Origin of the sequence: Oerskovia sp. Root22 (assembly GCF_001429135.1) — a bacterium.
GTDB classification, from domain to species: domain Bacteria; phylum Actinomycetota; class Actinomycetes; order Actinomycetales; family Cellulomonadaceae; genus Oerskovia; species Oerskovia enterophila.
The window spans coordinates 271368-296665 of record NZ_LMIL01000001.1; the positions used below are offsets into that span (position 1 = coordinate 271368).

At 73.4% G+C, this 25298-nt stretch carries 23 protein-coding genes; 10 read left to right on the plus strand and 13 right to left on the minus strand.

The features are described from left to right. Positions 1 to 52: 52 nt before the first annotated feature. Positions 53 to 1450 (minus strand): D-alanyl-D-alanine carboxypeptidase/D-alanyl-D-alanine-endopeptidase, encoded by a 1398-nt coding sequence (dacB, locus tag ASE15_RS01075; RefSeq protein WP_056760617.1) that lies wholly within the window; start codon positions 1448 to 1450, stop codon positions 53 to 55. 290 nt (positions 1451 to 1740) lie between these two features. Between dacB and ASE15_RS01080 the strand changes: the two genes are divergently transcribed. After that, the gene (locus tag ASE15_RS01080; protein WP_056645206.1) at positions 1741 to 2244 is read left to right on the plus strand and encodes an inorganic diphosphatase; all 504 of its coding nucleotides are present in this window, start codon (positions 1741 to 1743) and stop codon (positions 2242 to 2244) included. Positions 2245 to 2376: 132 nt separating this feature from the next. Here ASE15_RS01080 and ASE15_RS21705 read toward each other — a convergent pair whose 3' ends face one another. Further along, positions 2377 to 3792, minus strand: a complete 1416-nt coding sequence (locus tag ASE15_RS21705) for an NlpC/P60 family protein (RefSeq protein WP_157277089.1) — start codon at positions 3790 to 3792, stop codon at positions 2377 to 2379. A gap of 441 nt (positions 3793 to 4233) precedes the next feature. Here ASE15_RS21705 and ASE15_RS01090 point away from each other — a divergent pair, with 441 nt between their 5' ends. The 6 genes from ASE15_RS01090 to ASE15_RS01115 all read left to right on the plus strand — a co-directional run bounded on the left by ASE15_RS01090 (position 4234) and on the right by ASE15_RS01115 (position 10251). After that, positions 4234 to 5598 carry a bifunctional o-acetylhomoserine/o-acetylserine sulfhydrylase gene (locus ASE15_RS01090; RefSeq protein WP_056760622.1) on the plus strand — a complete coding sequence of 455 codons (1365 nt, stop codon included), beginning with the start codon at positions 4234 to 4236 and terminating at the stop codon, positions 5596 to 5598. Between the two features lie 73 nt (positions 5599 to 5671). After that, positions 5672 to 6889 carry a homoserine O-acetyltransferase gene (locus ASE15_RS01095; protein WP_056645200.1) on the plus strand — a complete coding sequence of 406 codons (1218 nt, stop codon included), beginning with the start codon at positions 5672 to 5674 and terminating at the stop codon, positions 6887 to 6889. Positions 6890 to 6995: 106 nt separating this feature from the next. Beyond that, the gene (locus ASE15_RS01100; protein WP_056645198.1) at positions 6996 to 7709 is read left to right on the plus strand and encodes a maleylpyruvate isomerase N-terminal domain-containing protein; all 714 of its coding nucleotides are present in this window, start codon (positions 6996 to 6998) and stop codon (positions 7707 to 7709) included. A 73-nt stretch (positions 7710 to 7782) separates the two neighbouring features. Next, positions 7783 to 8718 (plus strand): 2-phospho-L-lactate transferase, encoded by a 936-nt coding sequence (gene cofD, locus ASE15_RS01105; protein ID WP_235534068.1) that lies wholly within the window; start codon positions 7783 to 7785, stop codon positions 8716 to 8718. A gap of 77 nt (positions 8719 to 8795) precedes the next feature. Beyond that, positions 8796 to 9569, plus strand: a complete 774-nt coding sequence (locus ASE15_RS01110; RefSeq protein ID WP_235534069.1) for a 2-phospho-L-lactate guanylyltransferase — start codon at positions 8796 to 8798, stop codon at positions 9567 to 9569. 109 nt (positions 9570 to 9678) lie between these two features. Continuing rightward, positions 9679 to 10251, plus strand: a complete 573-nt coding sequence (locus ASE15_RS01115) for a GNAT family N-acetyltransferase (protein WP_056760627.1) — start codon at positions 9679 to 9681, stop codon at positions 10249 to 10251. A gap of 118 nt (positions 10252 to 10369) precedes the next feature. On the opposite strand, the gene ASE15_RS01120 is transcribed toward ASE15_RS01115, so the two are convergent. Beyond that, positions 10370 to 11107: a nitroreductase family protein gene (locus ASE15_RS01120; protein WP_056761382.1), complete on the minus strand. Its 738-nt coding sequence runs from the start codon at positions 11105 to 11107 to the stop codon at positions 10370 to 10372. A 188-nt stretch (positions 11108 to 11295) separates the two neighbouring features. Between ASE15_RS01120 and gadC the strand changes: the two genes are divergently transcribed. Beyond that, positions 11296 to 12843: a putative glutamine/gamma-aminobutyrate antiporter GadC gene (gene gadC / locus ASE15_RS01125; RefSeq protein WP_056760630.1), complete on the plus strand. Its 1548-nt coding sequence runs from the start codon at positions 11296 to 11298 to the stop codon at positions 12841 to 12843. Between the two features lie 21 nt (positions 12844 to 12864). On the opposite strand, the gene ASE15_RS01130 is transcribed toward gadC, so the two are convergent. The 6 genes from ASE15_RS01130 to ASE15_RS01150 all read right to left on the minus strand — a co-directional run bounded on the left by ASE15_RS01130 (position 12865) and on the right by ASE15_RS01150 (position 18842). Continuing rightward, a complete protein-coding gene (locus ASE15_RS01130; RefSeq protein ID WP_056761384.1) occupies positions 12865 to 15708 on the minus strand; it encodes an FAD-binding and (Fe-S)-binding domain-containing protein in 2844 nt (947 codons plus the stop codon). Positions 15709 to 16389: 681 nt separating this feature from the next. Then, entirely contained in the window at positions 16390 to 16857 is a 468-nt protein-coding gene (locus ASE15_RS01135) for a carboxymuconolactone decarboxylase family protein (protein WP_056645193.1), read from the minus strand. Between the two features lie 30 nt (positions 16858 to 16887). Further along, positions 16888 to 17466, minus strand: a complete 579-nt coding sequence (locus ASE15_RS01140) for a GNAT family N-acetyltransferase (protein ID WP_056760633.1) — start codon at positions 17464 to 17466, stop codon at positions 16888 to 16890. A 10-nt stretch (positions 17467 to 17476) separates the two neighbouring features. Next, positions 17477 to 17731, minus strand: coding sequence for a GNAT family N-acetyltransferase (locus tag ASE15_RS21780; protein ID WP_255354215.1), 255 nt, complete (start codon positions 17729 to 17731; stop codon positions 17477 to 17479). Further along, positions 17728 to 17982, minus strand: coding sequence for a hypothetical protein (locus ASE15_RS21785; RefSeq protein WP_255354216.1), 255 nt, complete (start codon positions 17980 to 17982; stop codon positions 17728 to 17730). Before ASE15_RS21785 ends, ASE15_RS21780 begins: the two co-directional genes overlap by 4 nt. Positions 17983 to 18080: 98 nt before the next feature. Further along, positions 18081 to 18842: a GNAT family N-acetyltransferase gene (locus ASE15_RS01150; RefSeq protein WP_056645187.1), complete on the minus strand. Its 762-nt coding sequence runs from the start codon at positions 18840 to 18842 to the stop codon at positions 18081 to 18083. 238 nt (positions 18843 to 19080) lie between these two features. Here ASE15_RS01150 and ASE15_RS01155 point away from each other — a divergent pair, with 238 nt between their 5' ends. Then, positions 19081 to 19683 (plus strand): helix-turn-helix domain-containing protein, encoded by a 603-nt coding sequence (locus tag ASE15_RS01155; RefSeq protein WP_056645185.1) that lies wholly within the window; start codon positions 19081 to 19083, stop codon positions 19681 to 19683. 61 nt (positions 19684 to 19744) lie between these two features. On the opposite strand, the gene ASE15_RS01160 is transcribed toward ASE15_RS01155, so the two are convergent. From ASE15_RS01160 to ASE15_RS01170, 3 genes are all read right to left on the minus strand, one after another. Further along, entirely contained in the window at positions 19745 to 20215 is a 471-nt protein-coding gene (locus ASE15_RS01160) for a DIP1984 family protein (RefSeq protein WP_056645184.1), read from the minus strand. A gap of 207 nt (positions 20216 to 20422) precedes the next feature. After that, on the minus strand, positions 20423 to 22516 hold the full coding sequence (locus ASE15_RS01165; protein WP_056760636.1) for a YhgE/Pip domain-containing protein: 2094 nt from the start codon (positions 22514 to 22516) through the stop codon (positions 20423 to 20425). Next, positions 22513 to 23436 (minus strand): hypothetical protein, encoded by a 924-nt coding sequence (locus ASE15_RS01170; RefSeq protein ID WP_056645179.1) that lies wholly within the window; start codon positions 23434 to 23436, stop codon positions 22513 to 22515. The genes ASE15_RS01165 and ASE15_RS01170 overlap by 4 nt, the downstream gene beginning before the upstream one ends. A 180-nt stretch (positions 23437 to 23616) precedes the next feature. Here ASE15_RS01170 and ASE15_RS01175 point away from each other — a divergent pair, with 180 nt between their 5' ends. Next, a complete protein-coding gene (locus tag ASE15_RS01175; RefSeq protein ID WP_056645178.1) occupies positions 23617 to 24657 on the plus strand; it encodes an NAD-dependent epimerase/dehydratase family protein in 1041 nt (346 codons plus the stop codon). 92 nt (positions 24658 to 24749) lie between these two features. On the opposite strand, the gene ASE15_RS01180 is transcribed toward ASE15_RS01175, so the two are convergent. Continuing rightward, positions 24750 to 25190 (minus strand): OsmC family peroxiredoxin, encoded by a 441-nt coding sequence (locus tag ASE15_RS01180; RefSeq protein WP_056760639.1) that lies wholly within the window; start codon positions 25188 to 25190, stop codon positions 24750 to 24752. Positions 25191 to 25298: the final 108 nt, after the last annotated feature.

Below are 25298 nucleotides of genomic sequence, written 5' to 3' on the forward strand. Positions count from 1 at the left end.
GCGCTCAGCCGGTCGACCGTCGCGCCCGTTGCAGACGACCCGCAGCACGCGATCAGTCCGCGAGGCCCCCGACGAACCCGTCCATGAGCAGCCGGGCCCCGTACGACCCGCCCTCGGGCAGCGCGTCCGCGAGGAGGACGAACACGAGCTGGCGCTCCTGCGCCGTGACGACCGTCCCGGCGAGCGAGGTCACTCCTGGCAGGCTGCCCGTCTTGGCACGGACCAGACCGCGGCCGGGCGACGCCAGGAAGCGGTCGTCGAGCGTCCCCGACAGGCCCGCGATCGGCAGGCCCACGGCGCCGGCCCGCAGCCCGGGCTGCGCAGGGTCCGTCAGGAGCATGAGCGTCGCGGCGAGCTGGTCCGCGGTCACGGCCGAGCCGTCCCCGAGGCCCGAGCAGTCCGCGAGCACCGCCCCCTGCATGTCCACCCCGAGCCGCTCCATGCTCGCGCGGACCGCCTGGGTCGCGCCGTCGAACGTCGCGGGCAGGCCCGCGTCGATCGCGACGAGGCGGCCGACGACCTCGGTGATGGTGTTGTCGGAGTGCTGGAGGAAGTAGCCCACGACCTCCTCGAGGGACGCGGACTCGACCGACCCGAGGACCGTCGCGTCGGCCGGGGCCTCCCCGCGCTCGGGGGCGCCCGTGACCGTGATGCCCACGTCGGCGAGCCGCTGCGCGAAGATCTCGGCCGCGGCGAGCGAGGGGTCGGGGCTCCGCTTGGCGTACTCCGCGTCGCTCAGCCGGGCCACGTCGACCCCGAGGGCGGTGACGGGCGCGACGTAGCCCGCGGTCACGTTCCCGGCGAAGACCGCCGGGCTGACGGTGGGACCCGAGAAGTACCGGTCGTCGACCACGAGCCGCACCGTCGTCGCACCCGTGAGCCGGAGCTTGCCGGCCACCTGGGCGGCGAGGTCGGCGAGCCCCGCCCGCCCGTTGACCGCCAGGGGATCCCCCTCCCCAGCGGCGAGCATCATGTCGCCGCCACCCACCAGGGCGATCGTCCCCGCCCCGACGTCGACCACCTTCGTGGTGAGCGTCACCTCGGGACCGGGCGACGCGAGGGCCGCGGCGGCCGTGAAGATCTTCTGCGTCGAGGCCGGGACCATGGGTGTGCCCGCGCTGCTCTGCGCGAGCACCTCGCCCGTGATCCGGTCCAGCACGACGCCGCCGGCACGGCTCCCCATCCGAGGATCCTTGACGAGCGCGTCGAGCCCGGCGGAGATCTCCGCCGCGTCCGGCACCGGTGCGCCCTCGTCGAGCACCGGGAGCGTCTGCGCAGGTGACGCGGTGTCCACGGCGCCCGGAGGCGTCGGGAAAGGTGCTGCAGGCGCGACCGCGGGTGCGGTCGTGAGGATCCCGGGGACGACGTCGTACGCGTCGGCCGTCAGGTAGCCGCCCGCGAGCACCACCACGATCCCCGCAGTGATGCCCGTCCGCGCTGCCCAACCCATCTGACCCTCTTCCCTCCTGCCGGCGGCCCTTCGGGTGGGACCGCTCTCCGTGCGCATTATCACTCAGGAACCGCAACGTTCCCGGGGTCCGGCCACTGCTGTCCCAGGTCGTTCGTGTCACACTAGAGGGCGCATGATGGCCCGGTCTCTCCTCGAAGGTCACGCCGCCCCTCGGGACGGCCCACCTCCACCTGGCAGGGAACCGCCGGAGCCGCGTGCGCACGACAGCCGATTTTCATGACCGCCACACCGCGACCGAGCGGGTGCGCCGGTTCAACTGGAGGAGAACAGTGGAGTTCGACGTCACGATCGAGATCCCGAAGGGCCAGCGCAACAAGTACGAGGTCGACCACGCGACAGGTCGCATCCGCCTTGACCGCATGCTGTTCACCTCGACGCGCTACCCGGACGACTACGGGTTCATCGAGGGCACCCTCGGCGAGGACGGCGACCCGCTGGACGCCCTGGTCCTGCTCGAGGAGCCCACGTTCCCCGGCTGCCTGATCCGCTGCCGCGCGCTCGGCATGTTCCGCATGCGCGACGAGGCCGGGGGCGACGACAAGGTCCTGTGCGTCCCCACGGGCGACCAGCGTGCCGCGTGGCGCCAGGACATCGACGACGTGTCGGACTTCCACCGTCTCGAGATCCAGCACTTCTTCGAGGTCTACAAGGACCTCGAGCCGGGCAAGTCCGTCGAGGGCGCCCACTGGACCGGTCGCACCGAGGCCGAGGCCGAGATCGAGCGTTCCATCCAGCGCGCGATCGACAGCGGCTACCACACGCCCGGCCACTGACCCTCCGCACACCGCGCAGGGTCGGCCGCCGAACGGCCACGAACCACCACGAGGACCCGGTCTCCACCAGGAGGCCGGGTCCTCGTGCGTCCGAGGGCGCCGGACTCCGACCTACCACCGTCGAGACGGCCCCTACGGCCGCCCCGCGTACGGCATCGAGCTCTTCCAGCGCACCGCGCTGATCTTGACGGGCACGCCCGCGTAGATGGCCTCGATCATCTGGCCGTTCCCGACGTACATCGCGACGTGCCAGATCGAGCTCGGGTCCTGCGGATCGCTGCCGTAGAAGATGAGGTCGCCGGGTCGTAGCTGGTCGTAGCCGATCTTGGCGACCTTCGCGTACTGCGAGCGCGAGGTCCGCGAGATGCTCACTCCCACGCTGGCCCAGGCCTGCGACGTGAGTCCCGAGCAGTCGTACGCGGGCCCGTTGCCGCCCCACAGGTACGGCGCGCCGATCTTGGTGCGCGCCCAGTCGACCGCGGCCTGCCCCTTGGCGGCGCCCGAGCCGGGCGAGGTCACGGGAGGCGTGACGGGCGGGGTGACCGGGGGCGTCACGGGCGGCGCCACGGGAGGGGCCACGGGAGGGGCCACCGGCGGAGCGACCGGGGGGTCGGGCGTCGTCACGGGAGGCACGACGGGCGGGGCCACCGGGGAGCTCCCCCCGCCCGACGGCGGAGCGGGCGTCCCGGCGTCGGGCGCCGGGGGCGCAGGAACGGCCAGGGCGTCCCGCTCGGCCTGCGCCTGACGCTCGGCGGCGAGCTCGCGCTCGGCGTCGAGCGCGTCCTGGCGCGCCCGCTCGACCTCGACGGTCGTGGCACGCGCTGCGGCGAGGTCGGCGATGAGCTCGTCGCGCCGGGCGGCTGCGGCCCGGATCGAGCCCTCGATCGCCTGCTGCGCCTCCTGCGCCGCGGCGAACGTCTCCTCGGCTCGCTCCGAGGCCGCGACGCGCGCCTCCTCGGCGGCGGTCGCCCGCGCCCTCGCGGCGTCCGCGAGCGCCCGGGCGGTGCGGTGGCCGTCGGCGACGGTCTGGACCTTGCGGCCGGTGAGCTTCTGGGCGCGCTCGGACTCGACGATCTGGTCGAGCCCGTCCGACTCCACGACGACCTGCAGGGCGTCGAGCGACCCGCCCGACTGCCGGGACGCGCGGTAGACGGCCCCCATGGCCGAGCGGGACTCGGCCTCGCCGGCCTCGGCCGTCGTGAGGGCGGTCTGCGCCGCGTCGACCTCGACGCGCGCCGCGTCGAGCTCAGCCTGCGCGTCGGCGTAGTCCTCGGCCGCGAGGCCCGCCCGGATCCAGGCGTCGTCACGCTGCTCGGCGAGCGTGGCGAGGTCGGCCTCGATCTCGGCCACCCGTGCCCCTGCCGCCTGCTCGTCCTGCTGAGCCGACCGGACGTCGTCGTCGGTCGGGGGTTCGGCCCGGACGGCCGGGGCGATCCCGCCGCCGAGCGTCACGACCAGGGCTCCGACGAGCGCTGCGCGACCCGTCCGCCGTGGTGACGTGCTCTCGAGGGGCGCGCTGCGCCGTCGGGCAGAGGGGAACAGGCGCACCACGGTTCCCCGATCGGTCGACGACACGCCCTTGCCGCGCGGGCGGACGGGCGCCGCCGCGGGCGCGGCGGACGTCCAGTCTCCCCGGTGCCGCGGCGCCGCGCGAGCCGACCACGGCCCGCACCGGGTCAGGCGACCGTCTCGCGAGACCCCCAAATCTCACATGGCAAGACGCGGGTATCGCCGGATGAGATACCGACCTACTCTCGACAGCATGACCTGCCGCCGAATGTGTAGCTGACCCCCAGCGCACGTTCGCCTGCCTGCGGACCCCCTCCGGGACGAGCTGCACCCGCCGACCACGACGTCGGCAGGAGCACGCCAGCCTCGCCCGGAAGGCCCGCACCCCCGCGTGCGCACCAGTCCACCCACTGCCCCGCCGCGGACCCCGGCCAGGAACGGCCCCCTCTGCGGCTCCCCTCCCCCCTTCCAGGAGCCATCATGAGCACCGAGCCCCGCTGGTCCTTCGAGACCCGCCAGATCCACGCCGGCCAGACGCCCGACCCCACCACCGGGGCGCGCGCGCTGCCCATCTACCAGACCACGTCGTTCGTCTTCCCCGACGCGGGCGTCGCAGCCGACCGCTTCGCCCTCAAGGACCTCGGCCCCATCTACACGCGCATCGGCAACCCGACCGCCGAGGTCGTCGAGAACCGCATCGCCAACCTCGAGGGCGGCGTGGGTGCACTCCTCCTCGCGTCGGGCCAGGCCGCGACCACGTTCGCGATCCTCAACGTCGCCGAGGCGGGCGACCACGTCGTGGCCAGCCCGTCGCTGTACGGCGGCACGTACAACCTGCTCCAGTACTCGCTCGCCAAGCTCGGCATCGAGACCACGTGGGTCACCGACCCGCACGACCCGCAGGCCTGGCGCGACGCGGCCCGCCCGAACACCAAGGCGTTCTTCGCCGAGACCATCCCCAACCCGAAGGCCGACATCCTCGACATCGAGGCCGTGGCCGCCGCCGCGCACGAGGTCGGCGTCCCGCTCATCGTGGACAACACGGTCGCGACGCCCTACCTGCTGCGCCCCATCGAGTTCGGCGCGGACATCGTCATCCACTCCGCGACCAAGTACCTCGGCGGGCACGGCTCGGCGATCGGCGGCGTGATCGTCGACTCCGGGAACTTCGACTTCTCGAAGGACCCCGAGCGGTTCACGAGCTTCAACACCCCGGACCCCAGCTACAACGGGATCGTGTACGCCCGCGACCTGGGCGTGGACGGCATCCTGGGCGCGAACCTCGCGTACATCCTCAAGGCGCGCGTGCAGCTCCTGCGCGACCTCGGGTCGGCCATCTCGCCCTTCAACGCGTTCCTCATCGCCCAGGGCATCGAGACCCTGTCGCTGCGCGTCGAGCGCCACGTCGAGAACGCCAAGACCGTCGCGGCCTGGCTCGAGTCGCGCGACGACGTCCTGTCCGTGGGCTACGCGGGTCTCCCGTCGAGCCCCTGGTACGCCAACGCGCAGAAGTACACGCCGCGCGGTGCTGGCGCGATCGTCACGTTCGAGCTCGACGGCGGGGCCGAGGCCGGCCAGGCGTTCGTCTCGGCGCTCGCGCTCCACTCGAACGTCGCCAACATCGGCGACGTCCGCTCGCTCGTCATCCACCCGGCGTCCACGACGCACGCCCAGCTCAGCCCCGAGGAGCAGGTCACGGCGGGCGTCACGCCCGGCCTCGTCCGCCTGTCCGTCGGGATCGAGCACGTCGACGACATCCTCGCGGACCTCGAGGCGGGCTTCATCGCCGCCAAGTCCGCCCAGGGAGCCGACGCCGCGGCCGCTGCCTCGGTCGTGGCGGAGTAGGGCACCGGGACCCACGATGACGATTCTGGACGGCCGGGGCGCCCCCGGTGCCCCGGCCGTACAGTGGTCGGCAATGACTCCCCCACCCCCTTCCGCGTCCTCCCGCCCGCCCGCGCGGCGCGGGTCGGACTCGCGCGCACGGGCCAAGGCGCCCGTGCCGGCCACGGCCGCGTGGCGCGAGGGGGACGACGCCGGAGCCCGCCTCTTCGCGGACGTCGGCACGTTCGACCTCGAGGCCGGGGGGCGCCTGCCGGACGTCCGCGTCGCGTACGAGACCTGGGGCACGCTCGCGCCCGACGGGTCGAACGCCGTGCTCGTCCTGCACGCCCTGACGGGCGACTCGCACGTCGTCGGTCCTGCCGGCCCTGGCCACCTGTCGGCCGGCTGGTGGGAGGCCATGGTCGGGCCGGGCGCCCCGATCGACACCGACCGGTACTTCGTCGTCGCGCCCAACGTCCTGGGCGGCTGCCAGGGCACCACGGGGCCCGCCTCGGCGGCCCCCGACGGCCGGCCGTGGGGCGGGCGCTTCCCGCGCATCACGACGCGCGACCAGGTCGCCGTAGAGATCGAGCTCGCGCGGGCGCTCGGCATCTCGTCGTGGGCGCTCGTGATCGGCGCGTCCATGGGCGGGCTGCGCGTGCTCGAGTGGGCGATCCTCGGCCCCGAGTCCGGCATCTCGGTCGAGTCGGTCGCGGTCATCGCGTCGGCCGCGCAGACCTCGGGAGACCAGATCGCCTGGGCGCACCCGCAGATCGGCGCCATCCGTGCGGACCCGAAGTACCGCGGCGGCGACTACTACGACGTGCCCGACGACCAGGGACCCCACGTGGGCCTGGGCATCGCGCGGCAGATCGCGCACGCGACCTACCGCAGCGCCCGCGAGCTCGACGAGCGCTTCGGCCGGCTGCCCCAGGGCGGCGAGGACCCGTTCACGGACGGGCGCTACGCCGTCCAGTCCTACCTGGACCACCACGGCGACAAGCTCTCGCGCCGCTTCGACGCGAACTCCTACGTCGTGCTCACCGAGTCCATGCTGACCCATGACCTGGGCCGCGACCGCGGGGGCGTCGACGAGGCCCTGGGCCAGATCACGGCCCGCACGCTCGTCGTCGCCGTCGACACCGACCGCCTGTTCCTCCCCGAGGACTCGGCACGCATCGCGCAGAAGGTCCCGGGCGCGCAGCCCCTGCGGCTGCTGCACTCGGAGTTCGGGCACGACGGCTTCCTCATCGAGTTCGACCAGCTCGGGCCGATCGTCACGCAGTTCCTGGCGGAGCGCGCGCAGGTCTGAGAAGCCCGCTCGCGCCGGGCCGGACCTGGACCGCGCATCGACCGTTCCGGTCCCCGTGGCCTGCGCGGTGCGTGACGCCGCGCCCCCGACCAGGCACGATGTCCCCATGACCGCAGACCTGACCGAGGCCACCGCCGCCCTCCACGCCCAGTGGGACCGCCTGGAGAGGTGGCTCGGCTCGCTCGACGACACCCTGGACGACGCAGTCGACCAGCCCAGCGTCCTGACGGGCTGGACCGTGGGCGAGCTCGTGTCGCACCTGGGGCGCGCCATGGACGCGCTCGTGGCCGCGACGCCCGTCGCGCCCGGCACCAACCCCCTGACCCTCGCCGAGTACCTCGGCACGTACCCCGAGCGCGCCGAGCAGATCGCCCAGGTGACCCGTGCGCTCGACGAGGAGATCGCCGCCGACCGACTCACCGCGGTCTCGGGCTACGCGCGCCGGGCGTTCGCGCGCCTCGACGAGCTCGCCCCGACCGAGACCGTGATCCAGGCCCGTCGCGGGCCCATCACGCTGCGCGACATGGTGGTCTCCCGGCTCATCGAGCTCGTCGTGCACGCCGACGACCTCGAGCGCAGCCTGCCCGGGGTCGCGGAGAAGGCCGTCGACCGCGGCGCCCTGGACCTGGTCGCGGCCGAGCTGCTGCGCATCGTCGTGACGCGCGGCGGGTGGAGCCTCGAGGTCGTCGACCCGCGCCTGTGGGTCCGGCTCGCGACGGGCCGCACCCCGTACGACACCGACGACCTGGCTCGCGCCCTCGCGCCGCTCCACACCTCGGACTCGGTCCCGGACCTGGGGCGCATGCTGCCGCTGCTCTGAGGGTCGCCGCCCTCGGTGCGGCGGACCCGCACCAGGTCGCGGCCGCCCCAGGCCGCCCGACTATGCTCGACCGGTGGTGAACGACGCGCGGGTGACGGTCCTGGCAGGCGGTGTGGGTGGCGCGAAGCTCGCCCACGGCATGGAGCTCGCGGGGGCCGACCTCACGGTCGTGGTCAACACGGCCGACGACGTCGAGCTGCACGGGCTCGCGATCAGCCCCGACCTCGACACCGTGACCTACACGCTCGCGGGACTCGCCGACGACGTGCGCGGCTGGGGCCTGGCCGGGGAGACCTACGCGACGCTCGAGGCCATGCGACGCCTGGGCGAGGACACCTGGTTCACGCTGGGCGACAAGGACCTCGCGACCCATGTGGTGCGCACGGCGCGCCTGCGCGCCGGGGCCACGCTGACCGAGGTCACGGCGCAGATCACGGGCTCGCTCGGGGTCCGCGCACGCCTGCTGCCCATGACGGACGGCCTCGTGGCGACCGTGGTCGAGACGGCCGACGGGCCGCTCGGCTTCCAGGAGTACTTCGTCGCCCGCCAGCACCGCGACGAGGTCCTGGGGCTGACGTTCGTGGGGGCCGAGCAGGCGTCCCCGGCGCCGGGCGTGCTCGACGCAGTCTCCGGTGCGGACCTGCTGGTCGTCGCGCCGTCGAACCCGTTCCTGTCGATCGCCCCGGTCCTGGCCGTGCCGGGGGTGCGCGAGGCCCTCGCGTCCTCGACTGTGCGGCGTGTCGCGGTGAGCCCGATCATCGGGGGCCGCGCGCTCAAGGGGCCGGCGGCGTCGGTGCTCGCGAGCCTGGGGCACGACGTCTCGGCCCTGGGTGTCGCGCGCCTGTACGTGGGGCTGGTCGACGTCATGTGCATCGACGAGGCCGACCGGGACCTCGCGCCCGCGATCGAGGCCCTGGGCCTCGAGGTGCTCGTGACGGACACGGTCATGGGTGGCGCGGAGGGACGCGAACGACTGGCTCGCGAGCTCCTCGCCGCGGCATCGGCATGACGCCCGACGGCGTCACGCACCGCGGGAGAGCCGGTGCGGCGGGTGCGTCCCCAGCCCGGCAGCGGGTGGTTGCCGTGGTGCCGCTGCGCGACGGGTTCTCGGGCAAGTCGCGGCTCGCGGCGGTGCTCGATCCTGCGGAGCGGAGCCGGTTGATCGCGGTGCTCGCACGGCACGTGGTCGGGACGCTGCTCGCGAGCGAGGCCGTGGAGCGGGTGCTGGTCGTGACGTCGGACCCCCGGTTCGCATGGCGTGCGCTGGGGAGCCTGGTGCCGCCCGCGCCGCCGCCCCTGGACGACGCCCCGGGTTCGCCGAGAGCGACGGGTGCGCCCGTCGAGGGCGACGGCCCCGGCGCCGAGCGGGACGGCCCCGGCCGGCTCCAGATCGTCCTGCAGCCTGCGAGCCGCCCCGGCCTGAACGCCGCGCTCGACGTCGGCCGTGAGGTCGTGGTCGGCACCTCGGGCACCTCGGGAGCTGTCGACGGTCCCGCGGGACCCGTGCGACTCCTGGTCGCCCACGCCGACCTCCCTGCCCTCACGGTCGAGGACGTCGAGTCGCTGCTCACCGAGGACTCACCCGTCGTGGTCGCGACCGACCGGGTGCGTGCGGGCACCAACCTCCTGGTGCTCGACGCCGACGCGCCGTTCACGTTCCGGTTCGGCGTCGGGAGCCTCGAGGCCCACCTGGCCGAGGCGGACCTGCGGGGCGCGCGCGCCGCCGTCGTGCACCGGACCGGGACCGCCGTGGACCTCGACACGCTCGACGACTGGGCCGAGCTGCCCGCGGATGTGCGGTCGCGGGACGAGTTGTCAGAGCTCCACCGGGCCATGGACCGGGCCAGTTCTGACACCTGAGCCGCGCGCCGGTCAGGACGGGGGCGGTAGGACCGGTCGCGCTCGTCGGGCACCTCGGCGTGAGCGACGCTCCGTTGCCGGCGCTCCCGGCCGGTGGCATCGTGACCGCATGAGGATCGAGGTGCGGCCCGCGACGGTGTTCGCCGACGTGAGGACGATGGTCGGGCCCAAGCGGCCCGACGCCAACGTGTGCTGGTGCCTGAGCTACCGCATCGGTTCGAAGGAGAACGTCGCGCTCGTGGGCCCAGAGCGCGGGACGCTCGTCGAGAAGCTCTGCCGCCAGGACCCTCCGCCGGGGGTGCTCGCGTACGAGGGCGACGAGGTCGTGGGCTGGGCCGCGGTCCACCCGCGCGCCGACACGAGCTTCGCGCGCAACCGCAAGATCCCGCACGTCGACGACCTCGACGTGTGGTCGGTGTGGTGCCTGCGGGTGCGGCCCGGGCACCGTGGCGCGGGGATCTCGCACCGGTTGCTCGAGGGCGCGGTCGCGTTCGCGCGCGAGCACGGGGCGCCCGCGGTCGAGGGCTACCCGCTCGACAACGAGGGCAGGAAGATCGACCTGACCATGGCGTACGCGGGCACCAAGAAGCTCTTCGAGGACGCGGGTTTCACCCAGGCGGCGACGACCGACTCGGTGCTCAACGGTTTTCCGCGCGTCCTCATGCGGCTCGACCTGCGCTGACCCCGACGAGCTGTCAGAGCTGCACCGGGCTATCCCCCGGTTCACTTCTGACAACTGGTCCGTGGAGCGAGAACACTCCTCCAGTCATCTCCGGCAGTCCCTCACCACCCGCTGCAGGTCACCACCCGCCGTGGTGCACCACGTCCTCGAGCGGTCGCCGTGGGCGCCTCGTCGGCGACCCGCCCGACGACGCAGCACCGGTCCCCAGCCCTGCCGCGCCCTCCCGAGGAGCCGGGTCCGCCGCGTGCCCCACCGCGACCACCCCGGTGACCAGGAGCTCGCGCGGCACCCCGAGCTCGGCGCGCAACGCCTCGACCTGTCCGGGCGGCACCCCGAAGAAGCACGCCCCGAGCCCCTCGTCGACCGCCGTCTGGAGCATGAGCAGCGACGCCATGCCCGCGTCGACGTGCCAGTACGGCACGTCCCACGGCGACTCCCCCTCGCCCGCAGCCTGAGCCGCGGCGCGCGCCTTGTCGTCCTCGGCGTACCGCGCCAGGTAGGCGTCACGCGACGTCAGGACCACCACGAGCACGGGGGCGGTCCGCATCCCGGCGAGCCACCGGCTCTCCTTCGCAGCGCCGCGAGGGGACGCGTTCCCCTCGCCGGCCGCACCCCCGGCGGCCACCTCCTCCCCGCCCCCGCCCGGCTCTCCCGCCGCCACGGGCGAGGTCGCGGACCAGAAGCGCGCGACGTCGTCGGGCCGGTCGAGGACGACGAACGCCCAGCCCTGCGTGAAGCCCGCGTTCGGTGCGCGGACCGCGTTGCGCAGCATGCGCTCCACGGCCCGCGGCGCGACCGGCTCCCCCGTGAAACGACGGACCATGCGGCGGCGGCGGACGACGTCCTGGAACTCCATGCCGACCATGCTGCCAGCCCGCGCCCACGCCGCGGGACGCCCGCTGCGCCCGCCCGCACCGAGCACGGCCGGTCCCACGACCCCCTCGCCGCTCCTCCCCGCGCGCCACCGCCCCTCCGGTGCCAGGATGCGTGAGTCGCGCCGTCGGCCCCGACCCCGCACCAGCCCGTCGCAGGAAGGCCCAGCCAGTGAGCCAAGAACGCACGAGACCCGGCGCGGGCACCATCACGGTCGCCGGGCTCGCCGTCATGAACATCGTCGCGGTCGTGAGCCTGCGCGGGCTGCCCGCCGAGGCCGAGTACGGCCTCGCCTCGACGTTCTACTACCTGTTCGCGGCGCTCTTCTTCCTGGCGCCCGTGGGCCTCGTGGCCGCCGAGCTGGCGACCGGCTGGCCCGAGGAGGGCGGCATGTTCCGCTGGGTCGGCGAGGCGTTCGGGAGCCGCTGGGGGTTCCTCGCGATCCTCATGGTCTTCATCGAGGGCTGCATCTGGTTCCCGACCATCCTCACGTTCGCCGCGGTCACGCTCGCCTACACGGGGTCCGACGCCGAGGCCGCCCAACAGATCTCGAGCAACAAGCTGTTCGTGCTCGTGGTCGTCCTCGGCGTGTTCTGGCTCGCGACCCTCATCGCGCTGCGCGGCGTCAAGTCGTTCTCGCAGGTCGCGAAGTGGGGCGGGATCGTGGGGACGCTCGTGCCCGCCGCGCTCCTGGTGGGCCTCGCGGCCGCCTATCTCGCGGGCGGCAACCCCTCGCAGGTCGAGCTCTCGTGGGGCGCGTTCGTGCCGGACCTGTCGAAGTTCTCGAACATCGTGCTCGCCGCGGGCATCTTCCTGTTCTACGCGGGCATGGAGATGAACGCGGTGCACGTGCGGTCGATCAAGAACCCGATCCGCAACTACCCGATCGCGATCCTCGTGGCCGCGCTCGGTGCCGTCGTCGTCCTCGTCCTGGGCACCCTCGCGATCGCGGTGGTCGTGCCCGAGGGGCAGATCAACCTCACGCAGAGCCTGCTGACCGCGTTCAACACGCTGCTCGACTGGGCGGGCATCGGCTGGGCCGGGCCCGTCCTGGCCGCGATGCTGGCCGTGGGCGTGCTCGCGGGCGTCGTGACCTGGGTCGCGGGCCCCGCGACGGGCCTGCTCTCGGTGGCCCGCGCGGGCTACCTGCCTCGGTGGTTCCACCGGACCAACCGCGCGGGCATGCCGTCGCGCATCCTGCTCGTGCAGGCGGCGATCGTGACGGCCCTGTCCGTGATGTTCGTGATCCTGCCGTCGGTCCAGGCCGCGTACCAGCTCCTGAGCCAGCTCACCGTGATCCTGTACCTGGTCGCGTACGTCCTGATGTTCGCGGCCGTGATCGCGCTGCGGTACTCGCAGCCCAGCCGTCCGCGCCGCTACCACGTGCCGGGCGGGATGGTGGGGGTGTGGGTCATCGGTGGGTGCGGGCTGCTCGCGGCCACGCTCGCGCTCGTCGTGAGCTTCGTGCCTCCCGCCCAGATCGAGGTCGGCAGCGCGACGACGTACGTGGGGCTGCTCGTCGGTCTCAGCGTGGTGTTCGTGGCGCTGCCGTTCTGGGCGTACAGCGCCCGCAGGCCGTCGTGGCGCGACGAGACGCTCGACTTCGCGCCCTTCACCTGGCAGGTCGAGGCACCGGTGGGAGCACCTCTCCCGGACAGCCCGGTCGCAGCTCCGGGCAGCGCACCGGGCGACCGGGCGGCGGACCACCGGGACCGGTGAGCCCGGCCGACGTCGGGAGTCCTAGAGCCGCTCGGCGAGCAGCTCGACGAGCGCCTTGCCCTGCACTCCCCCGAGCTGGTCGGCCTGGGTGCGGCACGAGAACCCGTCGGCCAGGAAGATGTCGTTCGGCCCGGCGGCCCGCAGCGCGGGCAGGAGCGCGTTCTCGGCGACCTGCACCGACACGTCGTAGTGCCCCTTCTCCATGCCGAAGTTCCCGGCGAGCCCGCAGCACCCGGCGAGCGTGTCGATCGTGGCGCCCGCGCCGCGGAGCAGCTTCTCGTCGGCCTGGAAGCCCATGACGGAGTGCTGGTGGCAGTGCGGCTGGACGACGGCCGTGACGTCGGACAGGTCGGGGACCTTCCACCCGGTCCCGGGTGCAGGGCGCGTCTCGGGGCGCGTGAGCAGCTCGGCGACCGTGTTCGTCGCTCCCGCGACGGCCTTCGCGCGCGGGTCGTCGGGGAAGAGGTCGAGCAGGTCCGAGCGCAGCACCGCGGTGCACGACGGCTCGAGCCCGACGATCGGGATCCCGTTGACCGCGAACGGCCCCAGGACCTGGAGCAGGTTCTCGAGGCGCTTGCGGGCACCGTCGAGCTGGCCGGTGCTGATCCAGGTCAGGCCGCAGCAGGCCTGCTGGTCGGGCACGATCACGTCGTAGCCCGCGGCGTCGAGCACCGTGACCGCGGACTGCGGCACCGAGGGCGCGAGCGCGTCGCTGAACGAGTCGGTCCACAGCACGACCTGCGGCCGCTTGCTGGTCCTGGGCCGCCCGGGCGTCTGCCCGACGGCGAGCCCCGGCACCCCGTTCGTCGCGCCGCCGCGCTTCCACCAGGTGCGGAAGGGGACCTCGGCGAAGCGGGGGACCTCGCGGCGCGAGTCCATGCCGCCGAGCGTGAGCACGAGCTTCGCGACGGGACGGATGCCGAGCACCGCGTTGATGAGCCGCGGCATCATGCCCGCGAGGCGAGCCCAACGCGGGAGCCAGCCCAGGGCGTAGTGGTTCATGGGGCGCAGCTTGCCCTGGTAGGTCCGGTGCAGCACCTCGGCCTTGTACTGGGCCATGTCGACACCCGCGGGGCAGTCGGCCGAGCACGCCTTGCAGGACAGGCACAGGTCGAGCGAGTCACGGACCTCGGGCGACGTGAGGCCGCCCACGAGCGTGCCGTTGATCGCATCCTGGAGCACGCGGGCGCGGCCGCGCGTGACGTCCTTCTCGTCCTTGGTCGCCTGGTACGAGGGGCACATGAACCCGCCCGACGCCGAGGAGTCCGCACGGCACTTGCCGACGCCGACGCAGCGGTGGACGGCCTGGGTCATGTCGCCGTGGTCGTGGCTGAACGAGAAGCCGCCCTTGGTCGGCAGCACCGGCAGCGCCCTGGGTCGGCGCAGGTCGGCGTCCACGGCGCTGGGCCGCACGATCACGCCCGGGTTGAGCACGTCCTGCGGGTCGAACAGCGCCTTGATCTGCTCGAACAGCGAGATGGCCTCGGGTGAGTACATGACGGGCAGCAGCTCCGAGCGCGCGCGGCCGTCGCCGTGCTCGCCCGACAGCGAGCCGCCGTACTTGGCCACGAGCTGCGCGGCCTCGGTCATGAAGGTGCGCAGGACCGATCCCGAGGTCTCGAGCGGGATGTCGATGCGCAGGTGCACGCACCCGTCGCCGAAGTGCCCGTACGGCAGGCCGTCGACGCCGTAGCGCGCCATGAGCTCGTCGAGGTCGCGCAGGTAGGCGCCCAGCTTCTCCGGAGGGACCGCGGAGTCCTCCCACCCCGGCCACGCCTGCTCGCCCGCGGGGGTGCGCCCGGCCAGCCCGGCGCCGTCGGCCCGGATCTGCCACATGGCCGTGGCGTCGGGGCCCGCGGGCAGGATGCGCGTGGACGTCGACGCGGACGCCGCGACGATCGCCTCGGCGTTCGCGTACGCCTCCTCGGGGGTCGCGCCCCCGACCTCGACCATCATCCAGCCGCCGCCCGGCGGCAGCTCGGGGACCGAGTCCGCGCCCTTGGCGCGGCGCACCACGTCGACGAGGCGAGCGTCGAGGCCCTCGACCGCGAGCGGGCCCAGCGAGAGGAGGGCGGGGACGTCGTCGGCCGCGGTGGGCATGTCCTCGTAGGCGAGGACGACGAGCGTGGGCGCGCTCGGCATCGGGACCAGGGCGACCGTGGCCTCGAGGATCGTCACGAGCGTGCCCTCGGTGCCCACGAGCATCTTGGCGAGGTCGGAGCCGTTCTCCGGCAGCAGGTGCTCGACCGAGTAGCCGGAGACCTGGCGGCCGAACCGCCCGAACTCGGTGCGGATGAGCGCCAGGTTGTCCTTGACGATCTTCGCGAGGCCCGGGACCGCGGCGAACGTCGGGTCGCCCTTGCCCGCGGTGAAGCGCCGGCCCGTGCCGTCGACCACGTCGAGCTCGACCACGTTGTCCGCGGTGCGCCCGTACGCGACCGCGTGCGGGCCGCACGCGTTGTTGCCGATCATGCCGCCGAGCGTCGCGCGGTTCTGCGTCGAGGGGTCGGGCCCGAACCGCAGGCCGTGCGGGGCCGCGGCCTTCTGGAGCGTCGACATGACCACGCCCGGCTCGATGCGGGCCGTTCGTGCCTCCGGGTCGAGCGACAGGACGCGGTTGACGTGCCTCGAGAAGTCGATCACGACGCCCGGGCCGATCGAGTTGCCCGCGACCGACGTGCCCGCGCCGCGCGCCGTGAGCGGGACGCCCAGCTCGCGCGTCACGTCGAGGGTCGCGACGACGTCGTCGGTCGAGATCGGGAAGACCACCATCTCGGGGACGACGCGGTAGTTCGAGGCGTCGGTCGAGTACTCGGCCCGGCGCCGCGTCGAGGTGTCGACGATGCCGCGCGTCGTGGTCCGCACCGCGGTCGCGACGGCCTCGCGGGCCGCGTCCGCTGCGCGCTCGGCCTCGCTGCGGGCCGCGGACCGTGCGGACTCCTCGGCGGCGGCCGCCTTCGCGGCGTGCTGGGCGTCTGCCTCCGTGGTGCGCTCTGGCGGGACGGGGGCTCCTGCGGCGTCGAGTTCAGCAGTCACGTCGGCGATTCTCCCACCACTCCCGGGAGGGGGTGACGCCCGTCCGGGGAGTGTCCCGGATCCGGGTCCGGCGCGGGACGGGGGCGGGCACGGTGCCCGACGGCGGAGCGTGGGTTCGGGGGTGGCGCGGGGGTTCGGGGGGTGGCGCGAGGCGCTGGAGCTCCGGGTGGCGCGGTGCGCTGCGGCGTCGAGCGTGCGGAACGGACGGAAGGTCCCCGGACCCACCCTCGCCACGTGCGGGTCAGCACTCGGTGGTGCGCTGTGCCGGGTGCGCGGTGCACGTGTGCGCCGTGCTGGGCTGCGATGTGCCAGGGAGACCCTGTGCAAGCCTGCCCACCGGCTCCTGGAGGTGCCCTGCCCGGGCCGGGTCGTGCTCGCTCCCGCTCGTGGCTACCGACTTCCGTCCGCTCCGGTGGCAACGGTACTGCGGGTCGCCGCAGGGCGCGCCGCGGGCGGGGAGGCCACGACCTCCGCATCCGCTGTCAGCGCGGGTTCGCCACGAGCCGTCGGCTAGGGCGCGACCCGGTAGCCGCTGCGGATCGCGACACGGTTCCAGGCGCTCATCACCACGGCGAGCCAGCTGACCGCCGACACCTGCTCGGCGGTCAGCGACCCGTCGTTCCAGTCGTCGCGCGCAGGGACGGAGAGCCGTGTCACTTCCTCCGCCAGTCCGAGGGCCGACTTCTCGATGTCCGTGAAGTACTGCGTCTCCCACCAGGCAGGCAGCACTGCGAGCCTGTCCGCGCTCTCGCCGGCACGCAGCGCGTCGCGCGTGTGCAGACGGCAGCAGAAGGCACAGCCGTTGAGCTGGGACACGCGCAGCCGGATCAGCTCGACGAGCCGTGGGTCGAGTCCGGCTCCTGCCGCGGCCGCTCCTGCTGCCTTGCTGAGCTCAGCGACGTGCCGATAGACGTCAGGGTGCTCCTTGCTGATGTTGACCCGCGGCGTCCGAGAGCTCCGCTCCGTCGACGTGACCATCTGGGTGCTGCCCTCTCTTCGTCCGGACCGTCAGCTCGTGGCCGGCAGGGTTCGCTGCATCGAGTACACGGCCGGGCCGTCTGCCGTGGTCGTGTGCGCTGTCACGAAGAATCGACGTCCCTCGTACAGTCGCACGTTCCGGTCGTCGGACGTCTCGAGCGCGATGGTGCAGCCCGGGTCGAGACGGCCCACCTCCGCGACGACCGCGTCGACGAGGGCCGAGCCAAGGCCTGCACCGCGCGCCTCGGGGCGCACTCCGAGCGTGGCAAGCTCCCACGACGGCACCGGGTGTGCGGGGAGGTCGGCGGCGAGCAGAGCTTCCAGCCGGTCTCCGTGCAGCTCGCGCAGCCGCCGTTGCAGGTCGTCGGCGAGAGGCGGCGCGCTCGACGGCAGGGCGGCGACCGCTCCTCGTCCGTGGGCGTCGACCAGCACCAGGCCGTGCTCGATCGCATGAGAAAGATACAGAGACTGGAGCTCTTCGAGCCGGTGCGCGTAGTTGTCGTCAGGAATGGTCCATCGAGTCCACGGGTAGTCGGCGAAGGCGACCGCCAGCGTGCGCGCCGCGGCCGGAAGATCATGGGAGGTGGCGGTGCGGATCGAGTGATTCATGCAGGGCCTTTCAGTGTTCATGACGCCGAGCGTGCCCGTCGACCGTGGGACTGACGGGCTCCTGGATCCGCAGGTGGAGGATCGGGTACGGGCGACCGTCACCGTCGAGCGGGCTGCGCGCGACCACACGGAATCCACGGGCGAGGTAGAAGGCGTGCGCACCAGCGTTCTGCTCGTTCACGTCGACCCTGGTCACGCCGTGGTGGGCGATCGCCTCGGCGAGCAGCGCCGACCCTACGCCGTCGCCCCGCGCCTCGTTCCTCACGAAGAGCATCTCGAGAACGCCCTCGGAGACGCCGGCGAATCCGATCGGCCTCCCCCCCCGCGCTCGGCGACGACGAGGGTCACCGCGGGAAAGTAGACGGGAGAGAGGTCGGTCTCGATACGTTCGAAGTCGGCGTCGTCCAGAAACTCGTGCGTCGCCCGCACCGCACTGCGCCAGATCTCGACGAGCGCCGGATACTCTGACGGCCCCTCGACGGGGCGAACAGTGAGTTCTTCGGTACTCGCAGCCATGAGATCGATCGTGGCACGACCGTCCCAGCTCGGTCCATCCGATACTCGTCGAGAGCGCCGGCACGGGCCCTTCGCCACGAGAGGCCCTCGCGACGGCTTCACCTGCGGTCGTCCTCTGCCGGGTCGTCCTCAGGGGTGGGGACCTCCCAGGTCCCGAACAGCGCGAGGCCGCTCGCGGCCGCGAGGGCGACGGACGCGACGTTGTCGAGCTGGCAGCGGTACTGGGGTTCGAGGCCGCGACTGAGGGCGTGACGCATCATCGCGCGGACCACGGCGCGCCCCTGCCCCTGCCCACGCGCCTCGGCGAGGGTGAGGACCCCGATGTCCGCGAACACGGCTCCCTCGCCCCACGGGTACATGCTTCCCGCACTCGACAGGCGCCCGTCAGGACCGAACGCCCCGAAAGCGGCCCAGTCGTCGATCCCCACCTGTGCGTCGTCCAGGTCCTGCTCGGTCGCCCGAGACTCGAACTCCTCGAACGCCTCGGTGTCGGCAGGCGAGAGGAGCCGCACGCCTTCGCGGTCCCTCTCGGAGGTCACGCCCGCGCGAAGGGTCGCCGGAAGGTAGTAGAGGTTGTCCGCGCCGTGCAGGGTGATTCCCCCCGCCACGAGCGCTTCACGGACACGCGCCTCGGTGATCGGCCCAGACCGGAAGAGGCCGGTGGACTCGAGCCTCTCGACGACGTCGGGCAGCACGGCGATCGCCGTGTGCGAGTCGGCCGCCGTGCGCAGGACGGTGACGGATCGGTCCTCGTCCAGCCGGGGATTGACGACGAGGCTCACGCTGCCGTCCCTGTGGATGGTCTCGCCGAGGAACGGCTTGCGCCAGGTGGTGACGACGCTGGCGGGAAAGTGGCTCATGACGGGCCTTCCATGAGTAGTCGGGCGGGTCCTCCGCGCGGTGGACCGATGCGCTGCGGCGAGGGCGGGCAGGAACGTCGAGCGTGCTCGCCGGCCCGGGTGGACGACGCGAAGACCGGCGGTGCCGATGGCGTGGTGGGCGACGAGCGAGGTCGGCAGGGCTCCTACGATGACCCGCTCGATCTTGAAGAGCAACTGACTTTTGCCAGAACAGGAACCGGCTTCCTAGGGTGGCCGCATGGACTCGAATCCGGCGGTCGCGTCGACGCTCGACCAGGTGCCCGCACGCCTACGGCGCGCCCGGCAGAAGCGTGCCCTGACCCTGGCGGAGCTCGGTGAGCGCACCGGTATCTCCAAGAGCACCCTGTCCAGGCTGGAGAGCGGACGGCGCAAGCCGAGCCTGGAACTCCTCCTCCCGATCTCCGTCGCGCTGGCGACCCCGCTCGACGACCTGGTGGCTCCACCTCGCGTCGTCGACCCGCGCATGCCCCAGCGGCAGCAGAAGACCGGCGGCCGGCTCTACGTCCGCCTCTCCAGACACTACGAAGGCCCCCAGGCCTACAAGATGACCATTCCCGCGGACCAGAAGGACCCCACGCCGCGCAGTCACGAAGGCCACGAATGGCTGTACGTGCTGCACGGCCGCCTGCGACTGGTCCTCGGCGACCTCGACCTGACCCTGGGGCCCGGAGAGGTCGCCGAGTTCGACACCGAGAACCCCCACTGGTTCGGCTCCGCAGGTCAGGGGGACGTCGAGGTCCTCAGCCTCTTCGGCAAGCATGGCGAACGGATGCACATCCGAGCGTCCACCCCGCGGGAAGGCGCCGACGAGGCACCGTGATCCGTCGCACCGTCCGGCCGTCCTGAGCGGACGCGACGGGCTTCACGACGACGTCGGAGCCTCAGTTCCCGGCGTCGCCCTCGACGTCCGCGGTCCAGTTGACCTGCTGGATGCGCGTGTCGAGCTCGCGCAGCGTGCGCGCCAGGTCGTCGGCCTGCGCCCGGGTGGCGGGCACGTCGACGCCCGACACGTACCGCAGCTCGGTGCGCGTGAACCGGTCCTGGGAGGCCGACGCCGCGTCGGCGAGGTCGGTCCGCAGGCGGTGCCGCAGGCGCAGCACGTCCCGGCGGGCGAGCGCCGCGGTCATGGTCAGACCCGGTTCGACCTCGGTCGCGAGGTTGGCCGCGTTGATCCGGGCGATGAGCGACTCGAGCTGTGCCGCGAGCCGCTCGTGCTCGGCCAGCAGGGCCACGGGGTCCTCGGCGGGCCGGTCCCCCTCCTGGTGCCGTGCGTTGGCGACCGCACGGCTCGCCACCTGGGCGAGCCGGCGCTGGAGGTCGGCGCGCTGTGCGAGGGCCTCGGCGAGCTTCATCGTGTGTCGACTCCTGGTTCTCGGGGGGACAGGGGCGTGGGTCCGAACCTATCCCGGGACCGTCGTCACGGCACTGCGCCCGGCACTGCGGCCCGAGCCGATGGCGGCACGCGGGTTCCCGCCCGCCGCGAGATGCGGCCGACGGGGGTCGTCCCGGCGGTTCGACCCCGTCCGCCGGATCTCGGCCCCGCGGACCGGGACCGCTCGCTAGAGCACGAGCTCGGGCTGCAGCCTCGACGGGCTCCAGACCCGTTGCTTGTACGCCGCGTAGGTCGTCGCGAGCAGCGCGACCGCGAGCACGACGAGCAGGACCCCGACGTCGCGCGCGACCGTCGCGAGGTCCCCGCCGTACAGCAGCTGCCGCAGCCCCTCGACCGTGTAGGACATGGGCAGGAACCGGTGCAGCGAGCGCAGCGGCTCCGGGATCGTCTGCCACGGGAACGTCCCGCCGGCCGTGACGAGCTGGACCAGCATGAGCACGAGCCCCAGGAACTGCCCCACGGCCCCCAGGTAGACGTTGAGCGCCTGGAGGATCGCGACGAACGTCGCGGACGCGAGCACCAGCAGCACCGCGGTCCCCACGGCGTAGACGGGGTCGATGTCGAGCGCGAACTTCACGACCGTGAACATGAGCGCGACCTGCGCGATCCCGATCACGGCCGGGGGGATCCACCCACCGAGCGCGGTCTGCCACGCGGGTCGTCCGGCCGCGAGCGACCTGGTCGACAGCGGCCGCACGAGCAGGAAGAGCACGTAGGCCCCGATCCACGCCGCGAGCGACATGAAGAAGGGGGCGAGCCCGGCCCCGTACGTCCCGGCGTTGGCGATCGTGTCCTTCTTGACCTCGACGGGGTTGCCGATCGTCTTCGCGGTGTCCTCCTGCGTCTGCTCGTCGACGTCGGGGATCTTGCCCAGCCCTGCCACGAGCCCGTCGTAGAGCTCGGTCATGCCGGACAGCAGCTCGCCCGTCCCGTCGCGCAGGGTCACGCTCGAGGACGCCAGCTGCGTGGCGCCGTCGGACACCTGGGCCGTGCCCGAGGCGAGCGTGCCGGCCCCGCTCGCGAGCGTGTCCGCGCCCGCGTCGAGCTGTGCCGCGCCCGAGGCGAGCTGGTCGCCTCCTGACGCCGCGGTCGCGATGCCCTGCGTGAGCGCGGGGGTCGCGCCCGCGAGGGTCGCGGCCCCTGCCGCGACCTGTGCCGAGCCCGAGCTGAGCTCGTCGAGCTTCTGCGACGCGCCCTCGACCTGGGTCGCGGCGGCCTCGACCGGGCCGCGCGCGTCCTCGAGGACCTGTGTGACGGCGTCGGCCTCCTCCTGGGTGATGGTGCCCGCTGCGACGAGCTCGGCGAGGCGCGCCTCGAGGTCCGTGCGTGCGGTGTCCAGCTGCCCGACGACGTCCCTCGCCGCCGCGGCCGCCTCCTGCCCGTAGCCCGCGACCTGGGCGTTGCCGTCCGCGACCTGCTGCGCGCCGTCGGCCAGCTCCTGCGTCTGGGACGGGAGGCTCGCGGTCTTGCTGCGCAGCGTGTCGAGACCGTCCGACAGCGTGGCCGCGCCCGAGGAGAGCCTGCCGCTCGCGGTCGCGAGCTCGTCGGCCCCCGTCGCGAGCTTCGAGGCGCCGGCCGCCGTCTCCCCCGCCCCCGAGGCGAGCCGGGCCGTGCCGTCGACGAGCTGGACGGTCCCGTCGGAGAGCTGCGTGGCGCCGTCGACCAGCTTCTGCGCACCGTCGACCCCGCTCGCGAGGTTGGTGTGGATCGACGCGAAGCCCTTGAGGAACGTGTCGGCGGCCTCGGTGCCGACCTGCTCGGCGATCGAGTCGCGGACCTTGCCGACGATCGTGTCGGCGATGGTCGCGGCCAGGTAGTTGTTGGCATCGTTGGTGATGAGGGTCAGGCTCGCCTGCTGCGGCTCGAACTTGCCCGAGGAGGCGAGGTCCTCGGAGAACGTCGGCCCGATGATGAGCGCCGCGTCGAAGCGCCCCGAGCGCACGCCCACCTCGGCGTCGGCCTGGCTCGTCTCGACCCAGCCGAACCCGCCGTCGCCGCTGAGCAGCTGCTTGGCCACCTCGTCACCGAAGTTGGTCTGGGTCGACGTGCCGTCGGCCGCGTCCTCGACCGTCGCGCCGCGGTCCTGGACCACGAGGGCCGCGGGGATCTCCTGGAGCTTGTCGTACGGGTTCTCGTTGGCGAACAGGTACAGGCCCGAGTAGAGCGTCGGGATGACGATCATGGCGAGGATCGCGAGCTTCGGCAGCGTGCCCGCGCTGATACGCCGCAGCTCCGAGATGCCCAGGCGGATGGCGGTCATCGGTCGGTCTCCTTCCCGGGGGCGGGTGCGTCGAGATCGGCGTGCCCAGCGGGTGCGGGCCCAGCAGGTTCGACGGGCCCAGCGGGATCCGCCGCACCGGCGGGCCCCGGCGGCTCGGCGTCACCAGGGGCCTCGCCGGTGGCCTGGTGCCTGCCGGGGGCTTCGCGGTCGAAGAGCCGGGTCGGGTCGGTCTCCTCGACGCCCTCCTCCTCGGGACCACCGCCCACCGGTGCGAGCACCGCGGGCTCGGGCCGGGTCCGCAACGCCTCGACGGGCGCGGCCCGCAGGGCGTCCGCACCGCGAGCAGGGGCCAGCTCCGCCCCGAGGTCACGGGCCGAGGACCGGGTGCACTCGACCATCACCCCGTACCCGAGCGAGGCGAGGGACTCCGCGACCGACCACCAGCCCGACGGCTCCCCGCTGTGCCGGTCGGGGAGCGTGAGCACGACGAACCGGACGTCCTTGCGCTCGGACGCGAGCGAGGACAGGAGCGCGGTCCGCACCGCGCCGTGCAGCGCGTCGATGCGCTCGCCCCGACGGTCGAGCAGGTCGTGGTCCGCGAGCCACCGCTTGGCGTCGCCGGGCAGCGACCGCCGGCCCGCGAGCGAGAGCTCCTCGGCGACGACGTCGCCGACCGTGAGCGCCTCGTCGGGCTCGGAGATGCCCGGCACGTCGACCACGGCCGTGACACGACGCAGCTCGGCCGTGGACGTGGTGGTCGAGCCGTCGTCCTCCACGAGCGTGACCGTCCCCGTGTACGGCGCGAGGCGCCCGGTCGCGACGAGCGCGAGCGCGGTGTGCCCGTGCCCGGGCTCGCCCGCGAGGAGCACGCACTCGCCCGACGAGACGCTGAGGGTGGTGGCCTCGAGCATCGGCGAGCGCCGACCCTCGACCTGGACGTCGTCCAACGTGATCTGCACCTTCGGGTCCTCTCGTGGCGAGGCCCACCGGGATACGCCGCGGCGGCCTCCCGTCGATCTTCCGTTGGACCGCCGGGGAGCGCACCTTGTCCCGTGCCGTCCGGGTGAAGGTCGCACGTCCCCCGGCCGAGGCGGCGCATCGTCGGTAGCCTGGGAAAACGGGCGACGAGAGGAGACTTCATGCGCGTCGTGATCGTCGGTGCGAGCGGCAACGTCGGGTCGGCCCTGCTGCGCCGGCTCGCGGATGAACCGGTCGTGACCTCGGTCGTGGGGGTCGCGAGCCGGGTGCCGCGCGCGGACGGCTCGAGCACGGTCGTCCCACCGTTCGACACCGCCGAGTGGGTGCGGTGCGACCTGAGGGACCCGGAGGACGTCGTGACCTCGCGGCTCGAGGGGGCGTTCGTGGGCGCGGACGCCGTCGTGCACCTCGCGTGGGCGATCGATCCCGCGCACGACCGGGACGAGCTGGCCCGCGTCAACGTCGAGGGCACGCGACGGGTCGCCGCGGCCGCGGCGCGCGCGGGGGTGGGGCACCTGGTCGTCGCGTCGTGCGCGAGCGCGTGCTCGCCCGCGTTCGACGACGTCCCGCGTGACGAGTACTGGCCCACCGCGGGCATCGCGGGGTCGGTCAGCAGCGCCCAGAAGGTCGAGGTCGAGGAGCTCCTCGACCGGTTCTCGGCCGCTCACCCGGGCGTCGTGGTGACGCGCGTGCGCGCACCGTTCACGTTCCAGCGCGACGCCGCGAGCGAGGTGTCGCGGTTGTTCTTCGGTCGGCTCCTGCCCCTGCCGCTGCGCCGCAAGGGATTCCTGCCGACGCTCGTGTGGCCGCGCGGGATGCGGCTCCAGGTGGTCCACGCGGACGACCTCGCGGAGGCCTACCGCGCGATCCTCGTGGGGCGCCACGCGGGCACGTTCAACGTCGCCGCTCCGGAGGTCCTCTCAGGGCCCGACGTCGCCGCGATCGTCTCGCAGGGAAAGCTCCGTGAGGTCTCGCCCACGTCGTTGCGGCGCCTTGTCGCCCTGGCCTGGGCGGCACGAGCCGTCCCGCTCGACCCGGGCTGGTTCGACGTCGCGCTCGCGGTACCGGTCCTCGACGCGTCGCGGGCGCGCCGGCTGCTGCGCTGGGCACCGTCGCACGACGCCCGGTCGACCGTCACCGAGGTCGTCGACGGGCTTGTCGAGGGTGCCGGGACCCAGAGCCCGCCGCTGCTGCCGCACTAGGGTCGGCGGCCGCGAGCCGCGGCGCGCCGGGCGCGAGGAGGGCGGCTCGGTCGAGCCGCCCTCCTCGCGCCCGGCGGACCGCGGGGTCCGGGTCAGGACTCGTAGGTCGCGTCGAGCGTGATCGTCGTACCCGTGAGCGCCTTGGAGACCGGGCACGTGGCCTTGGCCGTCTCCGCCGCCTCGAGGAAGCCGGCCTCGTCGAGGCCCTCGACCTCGCCACGGACCGTGAGGGCGATCGCGGAGATCCGCAGGCCGCCAGCAGGGTCCGGGGTCAGCGTGACGTCGGCCGACACGTCGAGCGCGAGGGGCGTGCCGCCCGCGGCGCCGATCACGCCGGAGAGCTGCATCGCGTAGCACGAGGTGTGCGCGGCCGCGATGAGCTCCTCGGGGCTCGTGACTCCCTCGGCCGCGTCGGCCGTGCGGCGCGGGAAGCTGACGTCGAACGTCCCGACGCCGGAGCTCGTGAGCTCGACCTGTCCGGTGCCCTCCTGGAGGGTGCCGTTCCATGCGGTGCGTGCGGTGCGGACTGCCATGATGTGGCTCCTTCGAGCGGGGGATCAGGGGTGCAGGACCGTGCGTACCGACGGTAACCCCGGAGGCGGGCCGCTCGCAGAAGGGTCCGTCGCCCGCGTGGCAGCCGG